At 61.2% G+C, this 16,961-nt stretch carries 13 protein-coding genes; 2 read left to right on the top strand and 11 right to left on the bottom strand.

What is annotated here, in order from left to right; genetic code table 11:
* Nucleotides 1–61: 61 nt before the first annotated feature.
* The 4 genes from IC235_RS19540 to tatA (IC235_RS22700) all read right to left on the bottom strand — a co-directional run bounded on the left by IC235_RS19540 (nt 62) and on the right by tatA (IC235_RS22700) (nt 5,094).
* Nucleotides 62–2,251 carry a LysM peptidoglycan-binding domain-containing protein gene (locus tag IC235_RS19540; RefSeq protein WP_191006896.1) on the bottom strand — a complete coding sequence of 730 codons (2,190 nt, stop codon included), beginning with the start codon at nt 2,249–2,251 and terminating at the stop codon, nt 62–64.
* Nucleotides 2,252–2,829: 578 nt separating this feature from the next.
* Nucleotides 2,830–4,257: an Asp-tRNA(Asn)/Glu-tRNA(Gln) amidotransferase subunit GatA gene (gene gatA, locus IC235_RS19535; protein ID WP_191006895.1), complete on the bottom strand. Its 1,428-nt coding sequence runs from the start codon at nt 4,255–4,257 to the stop codon at nt 2,830–2,832.
* A 24-nt stretch (nt 4,258–4,281) separates the two neighbouring features.
* Nucleotides 4,282–4,761 carry a Sec-independent protein translocase subunit TatA/TatB gene (gene tatA, locus IC235_RS22705; protein ID WP_191006894.1) on the bottom strand — a complete coding sequence of 160 codons (480 nt, stop codon included), beginning with the start codon at nt 4,759–4,761 and terminating at the stop codon, nt 4,282–4,284.
* A 15-nt stretch (nt 4,762–4,776) separates the two neighbouring features.
* Nucleotides 4,777–5,094 (bottom strand): twin-arginine translocase TatA/TatE family subunit, encoded by a 318-nt coding sequence (gene tatA / locus IC235_RS22700; protein ID WP_191006893.1) that lies wholly within the window; start codon nt 5,092–5,094, stop codon nt 4,777–4,779.
* 274 nt (nt 5,095–5,368) lie between these two features.
* On the opposite strand from tatA (IC235_RS22700), the gene IC235_RS19520 reads away from it, so the two are divergent.
* Nucleotides 5,369–6,313: a LytTR family transcriptional regulator DNA-binding domain-containing protein gene (locus IC235_RS19520; protein ID WP_191006892.1), complete on the top strand. Its 945-nt coding sequence runs from the start codon at nt 5,369–5,371 to the stop codon at nt 6,311–6,313.
* Nucleotides 6,314–6,692: 379 nt separating this feature from the next.
* Here IC235_RS19520 and IC235_RS19515 read toward each other — a convergent pair whose 3' ends face one another.
* From IC235_RS19515 to dut, 5 genes are all read right to left on the bottom strand, one after another.
* A complete protein-coding gene (locus IC235_RS19515) occupies nt 6,693–8,225 on the bottom strand; it encodes a murein hydrolase activator EnvC family protein (RefSeq protein WP_223847426.1) in 1,533 nt (510 codons plus the stop codon).
* A gap of 23 nt (nt 8,226–8,248) precedes the next feature.
* Nucleotides 8,249–9,055, bottom strand: coding sequence for a DUF4292 domain-containing protein (locus IC235_RS19510; protein ID WP_191006891.1), 807 nt, complete (start codon nt 9,053–9,055; stop codon nt 8,249–8,251).
* The gene (locus IC235_RS19505; protein WP_191006890.1) at nt 9,048–10,883 is read right to left on the bottom strand and encodes a tetratricopeptide repeat protein; all 1,836 of its coding nucleotides are present in this window, start codon (nt 10,881–10,883) and stop codon (nt 9,048–9,050) included. The genes IC235_RS19510 and IC235_RS19505 overlap by 8 nt, the downstream gene beginning before the upstream one ends.
* A gap of 114 nt (nt 10,884–10,997) precedes the next feature.
* Nucleotides 10,998–12,008: a sugar phosphate nucleotidyltransferase gene (locus tag IC235_RS19500; RefSeq protein WP_191006889.1), complete on the bottom strand. Its 1,011-nt coding sequence runs from the start codon at nt 12,006–12,008 to the stop codon at nt 10,998–11,000.
* Nucleotides 12,009–12,147: 139 nt separating this feature from the next.
* The gene (gene dut, locus IC235_RS19495) at nt 12,148–12,582 is read right to left on the bottom strand and encodes a dUTP diphosphatase (RefSeq protein WP_191006888.1); all 435 of its coding nucleotides are present in this window, start codon (nt 12,580–12,582) and stop codon (nt 12,148–12,150) included.
* Between the two features lie 185 nt (nt 12,583–12,767).
* Between dut and IC235_RS19490 the strand changes: the two genes are divergently transcribed.
* The gene (locus tag IC235_RS19490; protein ID WP_191006887.1) at nt 12,768–14,285 is read left to right on the top strand and encodes an ArnT family glycosyltransferase; all 1,518 of its coding nucleotides are present in this window, start codon (nt 12,768–12,770) and stop codon (nt 14,283–14,285) included.
* Between the two features lie 61 nt (nt 14,286–14,346).
* Here the strand turns inward: IC235_RS19490 and IC235_RS19485 are convergent, their stop codons facing one another.
* Together IC235_RS19485 and IC235_RS19480 are read right to left on the bottom strand one after the other, a co-directional pair.
* Nucleotides 14,347–15,843, bottom strand: coding sequence for a lipopolysaccharide biosynthesis protein (locus IC235_RS19485; RefSeq protein ID WP_191006886.1), 1,497 nt, complete (start codon nt 15,841–15,843; stop codon nt 14,347–14,349).
* Nucleotides 15,844–15,948: 105 nt separating this feature from the next.
* The gene (locus IC235_RS19480; RefSeq protein WP_191006885.1) at nt 15,949–16,740 is read right to left on the bottom strand and encodes an enoyl-CoA hydratase/isomerase family protein; all 792 of its coding nucleotides are present in this window, start codon (nt 16,738–16,740) and stop codon (nt 15,949–15,951) included.
* Nucleotides 16,741–16,961 lie beyond the last annotated feature (221 nt).

Here is a 16,961-nt window from a genome sequence, read left to right as displayed (position 1 = left end):
GCCCCGCAGCGGCTCGGTAACGGGCCGGCGCGGGGCCGTTTCGCGCATCTTACTGTTAAAACTATCCTTGCGGCACCAGCAGCTTCTGCCCGAGCTTCACATCGTCGGAAGTGAGGTGGTTTATTTCGCGCAGCACTCCCACGCTTACTCCAAAGCGGCGCGAAATGTTGAAGAGCGTATCGCCGGGCTGCACCAGGTGCACTTTCGCCGGTCCACCCGGCTTGTCCAAACCAGCGGATTTTTCAGTGTTCCGGGCCAGGGTCGGACGGGCGGCTGGCTGGTGGCGCTTTTCCGGGGCGGCTCCGGCATCAGCAGGGGCGCTGAATACGAGTAGCTGGCCGGGTACTACCTGCTCCGATTCCAGGCTGTTCCACGCCACCACCTGGGCCACGCTCACGTCATGCTCCCGGGCTAGCTTGGTGAGGTAATCGCCCTTGCGCACGGTGTAGGGCGTCTTGTCGTCCCGGGTTGGCGCGGGGGCTACGTCGATGGCTACTTCGGGAGTCGGCGCGGCAACTGGCTTGGTTTCAGCCTGCTTGGCTTCCGCTAACTTGGCCTCGGCTGCCGCAGCCTGGGCGAGCCGGCGGGCGGCGGCCCGGGCCTGCCCTTCCGCCGCCGCTTGCTGAATTGCCTGCCGCTGCCGAATGGCTGCTAAGCGGGCTTCCTGCAACTTTTCCTGGCGGGTTACTTCCTGCATTCGCGCCATTTCGCGGGCATTAGCCTCGGCCTGGGCCTGGCGGGCCACTTCGTCGGCCGATGGAGTTACCCTAGCGGGCTGGGTGGCCGTGGCAATCACTTCGGGAACGGGCATGGCCGAGGCGGGCTCAGGCGTGGAGCGGGGAGCCGCGTCGGGTAGGGGCACAAAAACTACCAACTGCCTACCCGGTTTGAGGGGCTGGCCTTTGGCGAGCTCATTCCAGCGGCGCAACTGTTTTTGGCTGACTTCATACCGCTCGGCTAGGCTGGCCAGGGTTTCGCCCCGCCGTACTCGGTGCGGTACCCGGCGGAAGCGGGGGCCGTTGGCTTCGTCGCGCGTTCGGGGCCCTTGCGTAGCGGCCAGCAGGGGCTCGTTGGCCCAAGGCTCCACGCCCGCCAAGCGGGGCGGCAACGCCACCAGGGGTTGCGGCAGCGCAGCCACGGGCTGGCAGTAATCGAGTAGCGTAGCCCGGTCGACGTCACCCAAGTGCTCGGCCGCCGCGGCGGGAAACCGCACGACGTAAGAACGGTAGCCCGCCGGTAGCGCCGCCCGCCGCAGCTCCGGGTTGAAGCGGGTGAGATACAGCGAGTCCTGATAGCCACAGGCCCGGCTCAGGCGGCGCAGGTCGAATGCCTGGCCCCGCAGGCCCAGCGTGTCCAGGGCCTCGGCGTACTGATAGTTCAGGTTATTGGTACGAAGGCCGTGGGCTTCGGCGTACTTCATGGTGTACATGATGGCCGTGAACGTGGGCACGTAGTTGCGCGTCTCGGCGGGCATGTAGGGATAGAGCTCCCAAAAGGTTTTCTTGCCGGTGCGGCGCATTACCCGTTGCACGCTGCCCGCGCCCCAGTTGTAGGCCGCCAGCACCAGTTCCCAGTCGTGAAACACCCCGTAGAGGTAGCGCAGGTGCTTGCAAGCGGCCTCCGTGGCTTTTTCGGGCGCCATTCGCTCGTCTATCCACTCATCGCGCTTCAGGCGCAGGTCGCCCGCCGTGGGGCCCATGAATTGCCAGAGGCCGGTGGCGCCCACCGGCGACTTAGCGGTCGGGATCAGGGCCGATTCTACCACGGCCAGGTACTTTAAGTCGGTGGGCAGGTTGTACTGGGTCAGGTATTTCTCAAAGAGTGGAAAGTACAGGCCCTCCCGCTCCAGCACCCGTTGCATGTAGCCGCGTTTGCTGGTCGTGAATAGGTTTATATAAGCCAATACGGCATTGTTGAACTGGCGGGGGGCATCGGTCTCGATGCAGCCCAAGCGGTCGCACACCAAGTCGCGGATGGTGGGTGGAGTACGCAGCCACTCCAGCCGGGCCGAATCAATTGCAGCCGGGCCCAGGGGTACGGCCGCCAGCGAGTCGGGCTGCGGCTCGAGCCGTACCCGCACGGTGTCGCCCAGCAGGGCCGGCATCGTGGCTTTCACCCCGCCAACGGGGTCCGGTTGCGGTACCCCTTGGGCCTTGGTCTGGGTTGTTTGCAACAGCAGCCAAGGCAGCCCGAGCGCCATCCATAGACGGCTGCGCCAATCAGTTTTTGCCTGCTTAATCCCTTGCTTCATAGCACTAAGATAGGGCATAGATAAACAACTTGTAGAGATAAAATTTGAATTCTGCTCAAAACGAATTAATACGGGTAATGTTTCAGCACCGGATTCAGAATCGTGGCAATTCCGGGTCAGAACGCCGCGTGAGGCTTAACCCGGCATTTTATAGCAGTTTTCAGTTCCGTGTACCAAGCGCAAGCGGGAAAACCTCACCCCTAACCCCTCTCCCCAGGAGAGGGGAGCCTGACGGCGGGTACACGGATGAGGAAAAGGCTCTAGGTGAAGCTCGGGCCCCGACAAGGCTGGCCTTTACCTTGCGGGTGGATGAGAAGACCGGGGCGCCCATCAAATGCCGGCCCGACCGATGCCCCTTTCCACTTTCTTCATGCATGAGAACGCCGGGAAGCCCTTCAAATCAGCAGAAAACAAGCGCAGGCTATCTTATACTGTAATATATATCGCGCCCGCCGCTGCCTTAACCGATCTGGCCGTCTAGCCGATTCTGAATATGATAAAGGCCCTAAACCGGTAAGGCCATCCTGCCGTGCGATGTGGGACAGGATGGCCTTACCGGTTTAGGGCTACGCTTTTTCTTAAGCCAGTACTTTTTCTGTCAGTACGTTGGCAAAGGCCAGCAGCTCCGCCTCGCGGAAAGCCCCGGCCATTACTTGCAAGCCAATGGGCAGGCCGGCCGCATCTTCCCCTACCGGGACCGAAATGGCGGGCACTCCGGCCAGCGATGCCTGCACGGTAAAAATGTCGGCCAGGTACATGGAAACCGGGTCCTGCTTTTCACCGATTTTGAAGGCGGTGGTGGGGGTGGTGGGCAGCACCAGGAAATCGTATTGCCGCAGCAGCTCGTCGGTTTTGTCCTTAATCAGCCGGCGTACCCGCTGGGCTTTGGTGTAGTACGCATCGTAGTAGTTGGCGCTGAGCACGAAGGTTCCGAGCAGAATGCGCCGCTGCACTTCGGCCCCGAAGCCCTGAGCCCGGCTCTTTTTATAGAGCGATTCCAGGTCCGTTGCATCCGGGGCGCGGTAGCCGTACTTCACGCCATCGAAGCGGCCCAGGTTGGAGCTCGCTTCGGCGGTAGTGAGAATGTAGTAGGTCGGAATCATAAAGTCCAGGTACGGGAACTCCACGGCCTCTACCAAGTGGCCTTGGTCGCGCAACAGGTCCAGCTGCGTGGCCATCGCGTCTTTGATTTCCGGGTTCAGGCCTTCGTTATCGATGGCATCGGCAATGTAGCCGATGCGGTAGTGGGCGGCGGGAGTGAGCTGCTCACTGTACTTGGGCACCTCGCGCTGGCTGGCCGTGCTGTCCATCCCATCGGGGCCCGCCATGATCTCGAGAAGCAGAGCGGCGTCCTGCACCGAGCGGGTGATAGGGCCAATCTGGTCGAACGACGAGGCAAACGCCACCAGGCCGTAGCGGGAGATGCGCGAATACGTGGGCTTGAAGCCAACAACCCCGCAAAACGCGGCGGGCTGACGCACTGAGCCGCCCGTGTCGGAGCCAATCGACGCCAGGCACATATCGGCCTGCACCGCCACCGCCGAGCCGCCCGACGAGCCGCCCGGCACCCGGCTGGGGTCGGCCGCGTTGCGGGCCGGTCCGAAATAAGACGTTTCGTTGGAGCCCCCCATGGCAAACTCGTCGCAGTTCTGGCGGCCGATAAGAATGGCGTCCGCATCGAGCAGGCGCTGCACGGCCGTGCCGGTGAAGAGCGACTTGAAGCCGTCGAGCATCCGGCTGCTGCTTTGCAGCGAGTGGCCGGCGTAGGCCAGCACGTCTTTGAGGCCGACGACCATGCCCGCGAGGGGGCCGGCAGTGCCGGCGGCCAGCTTGGCATCTACGGCCTCGGCTTGGGCCCGGGCTTCGTCGGCCCACACTTCGAGAAAAGCGTTGAGGTGCTGCTGGCGCTCGATGTTGCCCAGGTAATACTCAACGAGCTGACGGCAGGTTGTGGTGCCTGCCATCAGCTCGTTACGAACTTCGGATAGAGAATGAAAGCGCTTCAAGCTGTTTGCAAATTAGGTGACCAATCAGGCGTTAGGCGTGGAGGAGGCCGGAATGTAGGGCTGCCGGGGTTGGGTGCCTTCGGGTGCGCGGTTGGGCGGCAAGGAAGGCGCCACGGGAGCGGCGGGCTCGTCGGCATTCTGCTCCGACGGCGGGCCGGAAGTTGCCGGCGAGGGTATCGAGGCCGTGGCAGGGGCTGCCCACGGGTCGAATCCGGAGCCGCTTTCCGCAGCCGGAGCCGCGGGTGCCGGGGCGGAGTATGGGTCCTGCCCCGGGTAGTGGTTTGGAGTGCCGTAACCGCCCGGCCGCGGGGGCTGAGGCTGGTCGGCCTGCTCGAACTCGCGGCGGATTTCGCTGCTGGCGTCCTTGAACTCGCGGATGCCTTTGCCTAAGCCCCGCGCCAACTCAGGAATTTTATTGGCCCCAAAGAAAACCAGGATGACGACCATGATCAGCATCAGCTCGGAGCCGCCGATATCGCCCAGGAAGAGAATGAGAGGTTGCATGGCTGAGAAGAGTGCTTATTGACGCGGCTGATTGTTCGGATCGTTCGGGTTGAAAACGGGGGGCGTGGGCTGGGCATAGCCTGGCTGCGACGCTCCGCCTTGCGGGGCATATCCCTGCTGCTGGTAAGGGGGCGGGCTGGGGGCAGCTGGCTGGTCGCGGTACTGCGGCTGCTCGGGCTGCTTGGTAGCGTCCTTAAACTCGCGTACGCCTTGGCCCATGCCTCTGAACAACTCCGGGATTCGCTTGGCCCCGAACAACAGGATGATGACGAATAGAATAAGCAGCATCTCGGTAGTGCCGAAGCTGCCAATTAGAAATAAGGAATTAAGCATAAGTAGGTGGGGGCGGGGGCCCGATCAGGGTGATAAAATGAAAAGATACGCAGGGGAATGCTTTTTGGAGTGGTAAAGATACCCGATAGTAACTTCTGAGCGCGGAAGATGCGGTTTTGCAGATGGATTGATGCTTTTAACCGAGTGGTAACTGAGGTTAAGCAAGATGAGCCATGAAATTTCTGGGTAGAGGTTTAGCTTTGCTAAGCGTTTCCTTCTGAGCGTACTTACTTATAATTGATCCAACTGCGAGACTTTTTATTCTTCATACGTCGTGAAATCACTCAAGCGCACTACTCCCGATGATTCTGCCTCCCATCAAGCGAACGAAGAGGAGCGCTTAGAAGTGCTGCAGAGCTACAATATACTCGATACTGACCCGGAACAGGTATTTAACGATCTGGCCCAGTTAGCCGCCATCGTTTGCGACACTCCGATGGCACTGCTGTGTTTGGTTGATGGGGAGCGGCAGTGGTTTAAAGCCCAAGTGGGCCTGGAAGTAACGCAGGGGTCGCGCGAGTACGCCTTCTGCCAATACGCTATGCAGGCCCCCGACGTGTACGAAGTGGCCGACGCCACCGTCGACGCCCGCTTCGCCGAACACCCGCTGGTGACCGGCGACTCCAACATCCGCTTCTACGCCGGCGCGCCGCTTGTTGCCCACGAAGGCAAGCCCCTGGGGGTTCTGTGCGCCCTCGACACCGTGCCGCGGGAGCTGACCACCGACCAGCGCGAGGCCTTGCGCATTTTAGCCCGGCAAGTAATGGCCCACCTCGAGCTGCGCCGCACCCGCCTTCAGCTTGAAGACGAACGCCAGAAGCTAAATGGCATCCTGCGCATGGCCAATAATTCGGGCGAGGCCCTGTACAACACCTCCCGCAAGGAAATCTTTGTCAAGCAGGATCAGCGGCTAGTGCGCATTGCCACGGCCGACCTGCAATACGTCGAAGCCCTGGGCGACTACGTCAACCTGCACACCATCCGGGAGCGGTTCACCGTGTACGGAACGATGAAGGACCTGGAAACGAAGCTGCCCGGGCGCGACTTTGCCCGCGTGCACCGCAAGTACATCGTGCGCCTCGACCGCATCGTGGCCATTGAAGCCGACATGGCTTTGCTCGACGGCGTACGCGAAGGCAGCCTGGTTCGGGCTCCCATGCGGGTGCCCATCGGCAGCTCCTACCGAGCCGGGCTACTGGGGCGCCTGATTCTGGTTTAGCGGGGCCGCCGGCAAGAACTTGCTCTGTAGCCTCATAAAATGAATGTTCACCGGTCCAATTCTTTGATTCGCCGAAATATCGGGCGGCACCGTTACAGAAAGTGCCACCTTTGATTCGGTTATCGGCGGAAGCAGCTAGTAGCCCCTTCCGCTGGAAACTAAGTTTGTTTTCATAGCTCAGAAAGACCCCCACCTTTGGTCGGGGTTTTTTTGTGTTTTTACGGGTCAGTGCCTTGGCTCGGCTAGTCGTTGGTGGCCGGCCGCTTGATAAGAGCTGCTTCTGGTTTAGGAGTGGTGGGGGCGCCAGCAGCCAACTGAAGCAGCGGAAGGGCTGCGGATGGCTTTTCGGGGCGGGCCAGCGGGCGTCCCGCCAAGGGGACTACCGGCGCCTCAACCAGTTTTGCGGGTTCAGGTTAGCCGAGTTGTGCCACACCTGAAACTGCACTTCCGAGGTGCCCTCGGCATTGGTGGCGACGGTGCCAATCACTTCGCGGGCGCTTACGTGCTGGCCTTCCTGCACACTCACCCCCCGTAGCTTGGCGTACACGGTAAAGAAGTCGCCGTGCTGAATCATGACGATGTTGTTCATGCCGGCGATGGTGGCGATGGTGAGCACCTTGCCATCGAAGCAGGCCCGGACCGGTTCCCCGGCGTCGGTCTGAATGTCAATGCCGCGATTTTCGACGGTCACGTTTTTCAGCACCGGGTGCGGGTGCCGGCCAAAGCGCTGGGTGATGAAGCCCCGGCTCACGGGCCAGGGCAGGCGCCCCCGGTTGCCGGAGAACGACGACGAGAGCACCGCCGTTTCCGGAGTAAGGGCGATGCGCACGGCCCGGCGGTCGGCGGCGGTTTCGGCCGCCGTTTCGGGAGCGTCGCTTTCGGGGGCTGCGGTAGCGTCGTCGGGGTCGTTGCTCGCTACTTCGGGGTCGCGGCGCGGGCGGACGGGGGCCGACCCGCGGGACGCCCGGCGGGCGGCCAGCGCGGCTTGGCGGCGGGCCGCGAGGCGCGCTGCCCGGGCGGCGCGGACCATCTCCTCCCGCACCCGCTCGGCAATCAGGTTATCGAGGCGGCTCACGGCCTGGCGACGCTCTTCCAGCTCCTGCCGCAGGCCCTGCTCTTGCTGGCTGAGCTGCTGCACCATCTCGTCTTCCTTAAATTTCAGGGTTAGCAGGTTCTTGTTCTCGATCAGCTGGTTGTTGAGCAGGCTGCTTTTGCGGCGCTGCTGCTGGGTGAGGCCCGACAGCTGCTGGTGGAGCCGCGACTGCGTCCCCATAATGCGGGCCGCCTGCCGCTGCCGCTCCTCAGTGTACTGCCGGATGTAGCGCAGTCGCAGCGCGAACTGGTTGAAGGATTCCGCCGCGAACAAAAACATCAGCCGGTTGAAGCCATTGGCCGTTTTAGAAGCCGTGTAGACCATCCGGGCGTACTCGGCTTTTAGCTGGCGCAGGGTTTTCTGAGTTTGCAGCACCTGCGTAGCCGTTTGGTGCACGTTGGTTTCGATGCCCCGCAACTGGGTCGAAATACCTTCGATTACCTGCTGTTTCTGCGTCAGCTTCTCCTTGATGACGTGGAGCTGGCCCAGGCTCACCTTCTTCTTTTCCTGGGTTTGGTCGAGAGCCTGGCTGGTTTCCTGAATTCGCTGCAGATTCGCCAGGCGCTCACGCTCCAGTTGGGCCTTGCTTTTAACGTTGGCTGCGCGGACGCTCCTTCTGGGCGGCTTGCCGTTGCCCCGAGGACCGGGCCTAGTGTTTTTGGTGGTCCGGGCCGGCTGCTTCTTGCGCTGCTGCGCGGCCGCCGGCATTGCCAGCCCCAAAGCCAGCAGGCCCAGCAGCAGCCACCCGCGGGCTAGCCCCGCGAGGGGCTGCCCCCAGGCGTTGGATGTATTGCTTACCGTTCGTCCTCGCTTATTCAAGGTGCGCCATTCAAAACCACTACTTATTTCTGCCGCTTATAGCCCTTCGGCACACTAAAGGGAAAAGCCAGGCGCTCGCGCCCGGCATTCACTTTGCTGAAGTTAATAGCGGCCGTCGTTACGCCCGACGACGGTTGCTGGGCCTGGATGAGCATGGCGTGCGCGAACACCAAGTCTCCCGGTCCTTCCAACGGTTGGAAGTCGGTGTAATCTACGGTGAGATTGCGCTTGGTGGCTTCATCGCTCACCTTTAGCTGCTGCACCCGGCCGGTGCCGGCTTGCAGCAGCCGCTCAACCACCACCTCGCCCAAGGGGTAGCTTACGCGCTGGCGGCCCCCCTCTTCGGTGGCCATGGTGGGGGTGGTGCCGGCTGGTGCAGGCAGGTAATCGCCCAGCAGCAGGGCCTGCATTTGCGCAAAGCTTACGGGCACGTTCAACAGCTTACTCAGGTACTTGTAGTCGCCCGAAAAATATGTTTTTTCTAGTCGGTTCAGCACGCGTACCGAGTCGTGGGTGAGCACGGCCCGTACGCCCTCTACGCCGACCAGCGAGGCCGACACCCAAATGATGCTGTCGCGGCGCACGCGCAGGGCCAGGTTGGCTCCCTGCTTGTTGCCCTTGAGGTTGATTTGCGCCTTGCCCTTGGCATTAAGAAAGATGAACGTGGTATTAACGGCCCGCATTGAGGGCAGCGCGGGCTCCAGCCTTTTAAAACCGGGCATCGACACCGACGTGCCCGGCCCGTTGGCCGATGTGGTTGTGGGCACCGCCTTGCGGTGGCAACTGCCTAGCAGCAGCCCCAGGGCCAGCAGCAAAGTGAGTTTATTCATACAATTTCCGGTCTTTCAGCTTGCGCTCCAGCAGGTCGGAAGCGATGCCCATTTTGCGGGCCCGCTGCCATTCCGCTACGGCCTTTTCTTTTTCGCCGAGCTGGAACAACACGTCGCCGTAATGCTCGATCACGGAGGCGTCTTTGGTAGTTTGCAGGGCTTTTTCGAGCGCGGCTTTGGCGCCGGTGTAATCTTTCATCTTATACAGCACCCACGCGTAAGTGTCGAGGTAGGTGTCGTTGTCGGGAAATTGCTTGATCACCTTGCCCGACATCTGCTTGGCCTTTTCCAGCTTCTCGCCCCGCAGCGATAAGAAGTAGCTGTAGTTGTTTAGCACCTGCACGTTACCAGGGTCGTTAGTCAGCGCCGATTCGTAGGCCGCATCGGATTTTTCGTATTCGCGCAACTCGTGGTAGGCGTCGCCCAGCTGCGCGTCGAACTGCCCCAGCGACTCGGGGTTGTTTATTACCAGCTTGCGGCCGTGCTCCAGGGCCTTGATGCCCTTCTGGGGCTCCTTTCTCAGCAAGTGCGCCACCCCGTTGTAAAACCAGAGCAACGACTGGTTCGGGAACAGCTCCAGCGCCCGGTCGGTGTGGGTAAGCAGCGAGTCAGTCTGGTTCAGCTCGGCGTCGATCAGCACCACCTGCTGCCAGAGCTGGAACTTGGAATTGTCGTAGCGCAGGGCCTGTAGATAGGCGTTGCGTGCTTCCTTCTTGTGGGCCGTCCGATGGTGAATGTCGCCGGCCATGGCGTAGGACTTGGCCTCCTTAGGGTGGGTTTTAATCGTAGCGGCCGCCAGGTCGCGGGCCAGTTGGTTTACCGACTCCTTAGGGCTGGGCAGTTGCGTGATGTAGCCCATCAAAACGCGCACCCGCTCATCGATGCCGAGTGTCGGGCTGGCGAAGGCCAGCTTAAGCTGCTGGGCCGCTTCGTCGGGCTGGCTTTGCTGCCGGTAGACTTCGGCCATGATCATGTGGCCCTGCGGGTTGCCGGGGTCGAGGCGCAGGGCTTGCTGGGCCACGCGCAGGGCGTCGGGCAGGCGGTTGTTGCTGGCGTACATCTCGGCCTGGGCCAGCACGTAGCGGCTTTCGGTGGGGTTGGCCCTGATGAGCTTGTCACCTTCGGCCAAGGCCAGGTCCAGCTTGTTTTGCTTTAAGTAGATCTGCTGCTTCTTGAAGGAGATTTCATCTACCTGCCCGAACTCTTTTTCGGCCTGATCCAGCGTATTCAGGGCCTCGGGCAGCTTGTTCTGCGCCAAATACAGATCGGCTAGATTGAACAGGTAGCCACCCGAGTTGGGCACCTGCTTAATCAGGGCCGCGTAGGTTCTCGTGGCGGCGTCGTACTGCTTCTGGCTGGCCTGAATCTGGGCGAGCAGCAGGTAGTAATACGCGTTTCGGGGGTCGAGCCGGACGGCTGCCTCGGCGTAGTTGGTGGCGTCGCGCAAGTTGCCACTCAGTAGGTTGGCTTCGGCTATTTTGTAATTGACGGCGGCATTATTGGGGTTCATCAGGTAAGATTTCAGCAAGCGCTCCAGGGCCTTGTTGTAGTCTTCCAGCAGCACGTACTTCACTCCTTCCACAAACAGCGCCTCGCTCTGCTCGCGCTCGCGCTCCGAGAGCTGCGCCAGCGTCGACGTCCGCGGTCCCCCGCGCCGGATGATGGTGCTGATCTGCTCCCGGTCCCAATCGCGCTGCTCTTTTTCCAGGGCCCGCTTTTCTTTACGGGTCATTTTGGCGGGGGGCATGGGGGTACCATCCGTGGGCTGAGCGTAGCTCAGGGCCGTCAGCCCCAGCCAAAATAGCAGAATAAGAACAACTTGACGCATATACAATAGAACCGAACCCTCAACCCGGCTCACGAAAATACGGGTAATAATGCCCAACGACGCGGCCTCCACCAGAAAGCCGCGTCGCTAGTAACGCATTTCCGTCTTAAAACGTCACACCCGCAGCTGATTATAATCGCCCAGGCTCAGGTCGTCGGGCGTGCCGGCTACGGTGGCGAAGTTCCCAATCATCGAATTAGTGATGACCGCGTTAAGTACCGAAGCCGACTGCTGCACGATGGAGTTAGACAGGCGGGAGTCGCGCACGTTGGCGTGGGCGCCCAACGACACGTGCGGGCCCACGACCGAATCCGTAATTACCGCGTTTTCGCCGACGTACACTGGTTCCAGCAGCACCGAGTTGGTGATGGTGGCCGATTCGGCTACCAGCGACTCGCCGCGCTCCCGCAGGTACTCCAGGTAGCGCTGGTTGGTGAACACCGTAGCGTCTTTATTTCCGCAGTCCAGCCATTCGGTCACGCGGCCGGGTACGAACACTGTGCCTTTGTTTTTCATGTTTTCCAGGGCATTGGTGAGCTGGTACTCGCCTTTGTCCTTGATGTCGTTGTCGAGCAGGTACTGCAGCTCCTTGCGCAGATACTCGCCGTCCTGGAAATAGTAGATACCAATGATGGCCAGGTCCGACACAAAGTCCTGGGGCTTCTCCACAAACTCGGTAATCTGGCCCTGCTCGTTCAGCTTTACCACGCCGAAAGGCCGGGGGTCCTCCACCTGCTGCACCCAGATGGTGCCGGGCACCGACGAGTCCAGCGTAAAGTCAGCCTTGAACAAGGTATCGGCAAAAGCCACCACCAGCGGCCCCGTCAACGATTCTTTGGCGCACAGAATAGCGTGGGCCGTGCCCAGCGGCTCGTCCTGATACACGATGGTCCCCCGCGCCCCCACGGATTCGGCAATTTTCACCAGGCTTTTCTCCACTGCCTCGCCGAAGCGACCAATGATAAAGGCCACCTCGTCGACCGACTCGCCGCACACCTTGGCGATGTCCTCCACGAGGCGCTGCACGATGGGCTTGCCCGCAATTGGAATCAAGGGTTTGGGAACGGTGAGCGTGTGGGGGCGCATGCGCTTGCCCATGCCGGCCATCGGGACGATTATTTTCATGTTGCTGGGTGGGTTATAATTATTGTTGGTAGCTAGTAAGTGGTGGCTGATTGATGGGGGCGGGGCTGATGGTTAGCTGTTTGAGTTTGGATGACGGTTCCCGGCTGAACCCCGACAAGTAGCAACCAGCAGTTAATAACTAACTCTGCCCCGTGCTTCCATACCCGCCCGCGCCGCGTTGGGTTGCGCTTAATGTCTCAACGGGCTGCCAGGAAATGGTTTCGTGCCTGGCAACCACCAGCTGCGCAATGCGTTCGCCGTCGTTCACCACGAACGGCTCATTGGATAAGTTAATGAGCAGCACCCGCACTTCCCCGCGGTAATCGGCGTCGATGGTGCCGGGGCTATTCACTATGCCAATCCCATGCTTCACGGCCAGCCCGCTGCGCGGCCGTACCTGGGCTTCGTAGCCGACCGGAATCTCCAGGCTTAGGCCAGTCGGAATCAGGGCTCGCTCCAGCGGCCCGAGCGTTACGGGCGCATCCAGGTTAGCTCGCAGGTCAAGGCCCGCCGCGTGGGCCGTCTGGTATTCCGGCAGCGGGTGGCGCGAGCGGTTAAGAACGGGAATGTGCATAACGAAGGGCGGGAAGGGCGCGCAAAGATAGGGACCGGCGGAATTGCCCGAGTAAGCCCCGCCGCCAGTAAAAGGCTGCCTGCTTTCTTCGCCGGGTGAGAACCTTAGCGGCGCGCTGCTCTAACTCCCCCGGCCGTTGGAACAAACCATACCTTTACGGCCCTGACTTACTCGTTTGCGATTGCATGACTATTGTTGAAAAGCTGACTGCGGGGCCGCTGCCCCGGTGGTTCTGGCCGTTACTGTTGGGCTTAAACTTCTTGCTGCACGCCCCCTTCTTCCGGCTGCCGCCGGCCGGCATTCACGTCTGGCGGCAATGCAACACCATGGCCGTCGCGCGTAATTTCTACGACGAAGGCATGAACATTCTGGAGCCGCGCGTAGACCGGCGCAATACCACCAACGGGATCACGGGCATGCAGTTTCCGTCCTACGAGTGGCTGGTGGCGGGGAGCTACCACCTGCTGGGGTTTCACGAAAGCCTGCCTCGCCTCATCAATTGGCTGATTTATATGGCTGGGGTGCTGGCTTTCTACCAGTTGGTGCGGCGAGTGAGCGGGGCCGACTGGCTCGGGGCGGTGGGCGCCTGGTGCTTGGCCTGGAGCCCGGAAATGTACTACCACGGCATTAATGCCTTACCCGATGTGCTGGCTCTAACGGCTTCGGTGGCGGGCTTACTTTGGTTTGTACGCTGGCGCGAAAGTCGGCATTCAGGCTTATTGCTCCTAAGCCTGCTGGCGGTTACGCTGGGCGGCCTCACCAAGCTCCAGTTCCTGGTGGTGGGCGTTCCCATTGCCGTCTTTGTAGTCCGTGATTTGCTGCAAGGCCGCCTGTCCTGGCCGGCGCTGGCCGGGTTGGCGGCCTACGCCCTCGTGGCCGTAGGGGTGCCGCTGGCCTGGTACGCTTACGCCATAAATCTTATTAAAGCTTCCGGTCTGGCCGATTTTGGCCTTGAGATTCGGTCTGCCACCGACGTCGCCACGGCCTTGGCCATTATCAAACGCAACCTGGTGTCGGACTGGCCGGAACTGCTGTTGGGTTACGGCGGTTTGGGGCTGCTGCTCGTGGGGCTGTGGCGGCTGCTGCGCCATGCTCCAACCCACCACGCGTGGTTTCTGCCGGGCGTGGCCTGGGCCGGAGCCTTACTGGCCTATTACCTCATCGAGCTGCACCAGATGCAGGCCCACACCTACTACATGCTGCCGCTGCTACCCGTGCTGCTGCTGCTGGGGGTGTGGGGGGCGGCCTGGCTACGCCGGTTTCCGCGGGCCCACGGGCTGTTCCTGGCCCTGTTGTTGGTGCAGCCCGGGTGGGCATTTATACGCATAGGGTGGAACCGTTGGCTGAAGGGCGGCCCGGCCATTGCCCCCGAGCTGTTCAACCCCGCTACCCGGGCCGCGCTGGAAGCCGTCACGCCCCCGGCCGCGCTGTGCCTGGTGGGCCCTGATGATTCCGGCTGCGAATATTTTTACTTCTTGCACAAGAAGGGCTTCGGCTTTGACCGCCCGGAACAGTTGCTGGAAAAAAGATCCGCGGGCCAGCCGTACGTGGCCGAATGTGTGACCCGCGGGGCCCGCTACTTGTACTCGGACGACTCCACCACCCTGCGCGACCCCCGCCTGCAGCCGTACCTGGCCCGGGAAGTAACCCGCGTGGGCGACTTCCAGGTTTGGGAGCTGCGGGCGGCCCCGGCTCAGCCCTAGCTACCGCTGGCTTTGGGGGGCTTTGACGCTGGCGCGACGAGAAACTGTTAGTACTCGCGGCTTACGCCACCGCCCGCCGGGGCCGCTCTACCAGGTACAGCGCGAGCAGAAACTCCCCCGTGAGGCCCGCGTGCCAGGCATGGCGGGCCCACCACCCGGCCACGGGCAGGTGCCAGCCCAGCGCTACCAGCCCCGAGGCGCCCAGCAGCCACAGCCCCAGCCGCAAAGCTGGGTAGGGCACCGGAAAGTGTCGTTCGCCCAGCCGCCAGCACAGCACGGCCATCGTGAAGTAGCAGGCCAGTGTGGCAATGGCGCAGCCCAGGTAGCCCAGCAGCGGGATCAGAACGAAGTTGAGGCCAACGGTGAGCACCGCCCCGCCAGCCCCGATGTAGGTGCCGTAGTACGTTTTATTCGTCAGCTTAAACCAGACCGATAAGTTGTAGTAAACGCCTAGAAACAGGTTGGCCAGCAGCAGAATGGGCACCACCACCAAGCCCTGCAAATACTCGGGCCGCTTCAGAAATAATGGCCCGATGTCTTCCACGTTTAAGCTGATTGCCACGAAGATAATGGCGCAGCACAGCGTGAACCATTTTAGAATTAAGGCAAACGTGGCGGGCGAATTCTTTTCCGTTCCTTGGGCAAAGAAGAATGGCTCGGCCGCGTAGCGAAACGCCTGAATCACCAGCGACATAAAGATGCTCAGCTTGTAGCAAGCGCCGTAAATACCCACGGCCGTCAGACTGCTCTGGCCGGGGTAAAAATTAGCCGGCAGCCACTTGGGCAGCAGAATGCGGTCGAGCGTTTCGTTCACCATACCCGCCAGGCCCATTAGCATCAGCGGATACGCGTAGCCGAGCAGCGGGCGCAGGAAGGCCAGGTCCAGCCGGAAGCGAAAGCCGAGCAGCTCGCGCCACAGCAGCAGCAGCGTGAGGCCGCTGGCGAACAGGTTCGACAGGAAAATATAGCCTACGCCCATCGTGGGGTCGTACACGCGCGCCACCAAAGGCTGTACGGCGGGCAGCTGGCCGCGGGTCACGGCTGGGCACAGCACGATAAAGAACAGGTTCAGCCCCACGTTGGCTACGATGCCGGCCAACTTGATGCCGGCGAACTTGCGCGCTTGGTTCTCCAGCCGCAGCCGGGCAAATGGAATGGCCGTCAGCGCGTCCAGCCCCAGAATGAGCGCTACCCATTCGGCATATCTTTCGTGTTCCGGCGGAATATCTACCAGCCCCAGCAGCGGGCGGGCCAGCAGCACCATTCCAGCGGTGAGCCCGGCCGTACTCAGCAGCAGCAGGCTAAGCACCCGGTCGTACAATTCGCGGCGGTTGGCTCCCGGCTGGTTGGCAAAGCGAAAAAACGTGGTCTCCATGCCGTAGGTGAACACCACGTTCAGAAACGACACGTAGGCATAGAGCGCCGTAACCACGCCGTACTCTGCTGCCGCAAACGCGCTGGTGTATATCGGCACCAGCAAATAGGTGAGCACCCGGCCCACGATGCTGCTGACCCCGTACACAGCCGTTTGCGAGGCTAGCTTCTTAAAAATACTCATCCAGAATGAATTAAAAATGGAGAATTAAAAATGCCTTCCCAACCAGTCGACGGCTCCTCTTTTCCTTTTAATTTTTAATTCTCCATTTTTAATTTTTAATTGAATTCATTTTCCTCGGAAAACGGCCGCCCGCTTTTCGATAAACGCCTGCGTGCCTTCCTTGAAGTCGTCGCTTGCGAAGGCCTGGCCAAATGCTTTCACCTCTATGGCGTAGCCGTTGGCATCCTTCACGTAGTGCGCGTTCACGCAGTCCAGCACCATGCCTACGGCCAAGGGCGCCTTACCCAAAATTTTGCTGAGCAACTGGTGGCAAAACGGCAGCAGCTCGGCCTGCGGCACCACATGGTTGACCAAGCCCAGGCGCAGGGCCTCGTCGGCCTTCACTTGGTCGGCCGTGAGTAGCAGTTCAATGGCCTTGCCTTTGCCGATAAGCTGCGGCAGCCGCTGAGTGCCACCGTAGCCCGGCAGCAGGCCCAGGTTCACTTCAGGCTGGCCAAAGCGGGCGTTGTCGGCCGCCACGCGCATGTGGCAGGCCATGGCCAGCTCGCAGCCCCCCCCCAGCGCGAAGCCGTTCACGGCGGCCACCACTGGCTTAGTGCTTTCCTCGATTCGGCAGAAGGCTTCCTGGCCGCGCTCGGCCGCGCGGGCGGCCTGCGCGGGCGTGAGGGCCGCCAGCTCAGCAATGTCTGCTCCGGCTACGAAGGCTTTTTCGCCGCTGCCGGTCACGATAATGCCGCGCACCGTCGGCTCGTCGAGCGCCTGCTGCATGGCCGCAGCGATTTCGTCGATGGTGGCCGCGTTCAGCGCATTGAGCTTGCTGGGCCGGTTAATGGTGATGGTGAGAATGCCACTGGTGGCGTCTAGATCGTAAAGCAGGTTTTCGTAGGAAGCAGGCATGGGAAATAAGGGCCCTGAATGTGTTGGCCATACCAAAGATAGAACACCGGCCCGGCGCAGCGGTTTGCCATCCCGGAATCCAGCTCGACTGGTAATTACACGGGAGCACTCAGTAACTTCTCCCTTGCAGCTCGGTATTAAACCAACTAGAGCGGTTCTCAGGATGGTGTATGGGTTTGGGTGTATCTTTTGCACATGAAAGCCTATTCGAATGATTTGCG

Origin of the sequence: Hymenobacter montanus (genome assembly GCF_014699115.1) — a bacterium.
Taxonomy (GTDB): domain Bacteria; phylum Bacteroidota; class Bacteroidia; order Cytophagales; family Hymenobacteraceae; genus Hymenobacter; species Hymenobacter montanus.
Note: the sequence above shows the minus strand (reverse complement) of the source record. Positions and strands in the feature narration are given on the sequence as shown.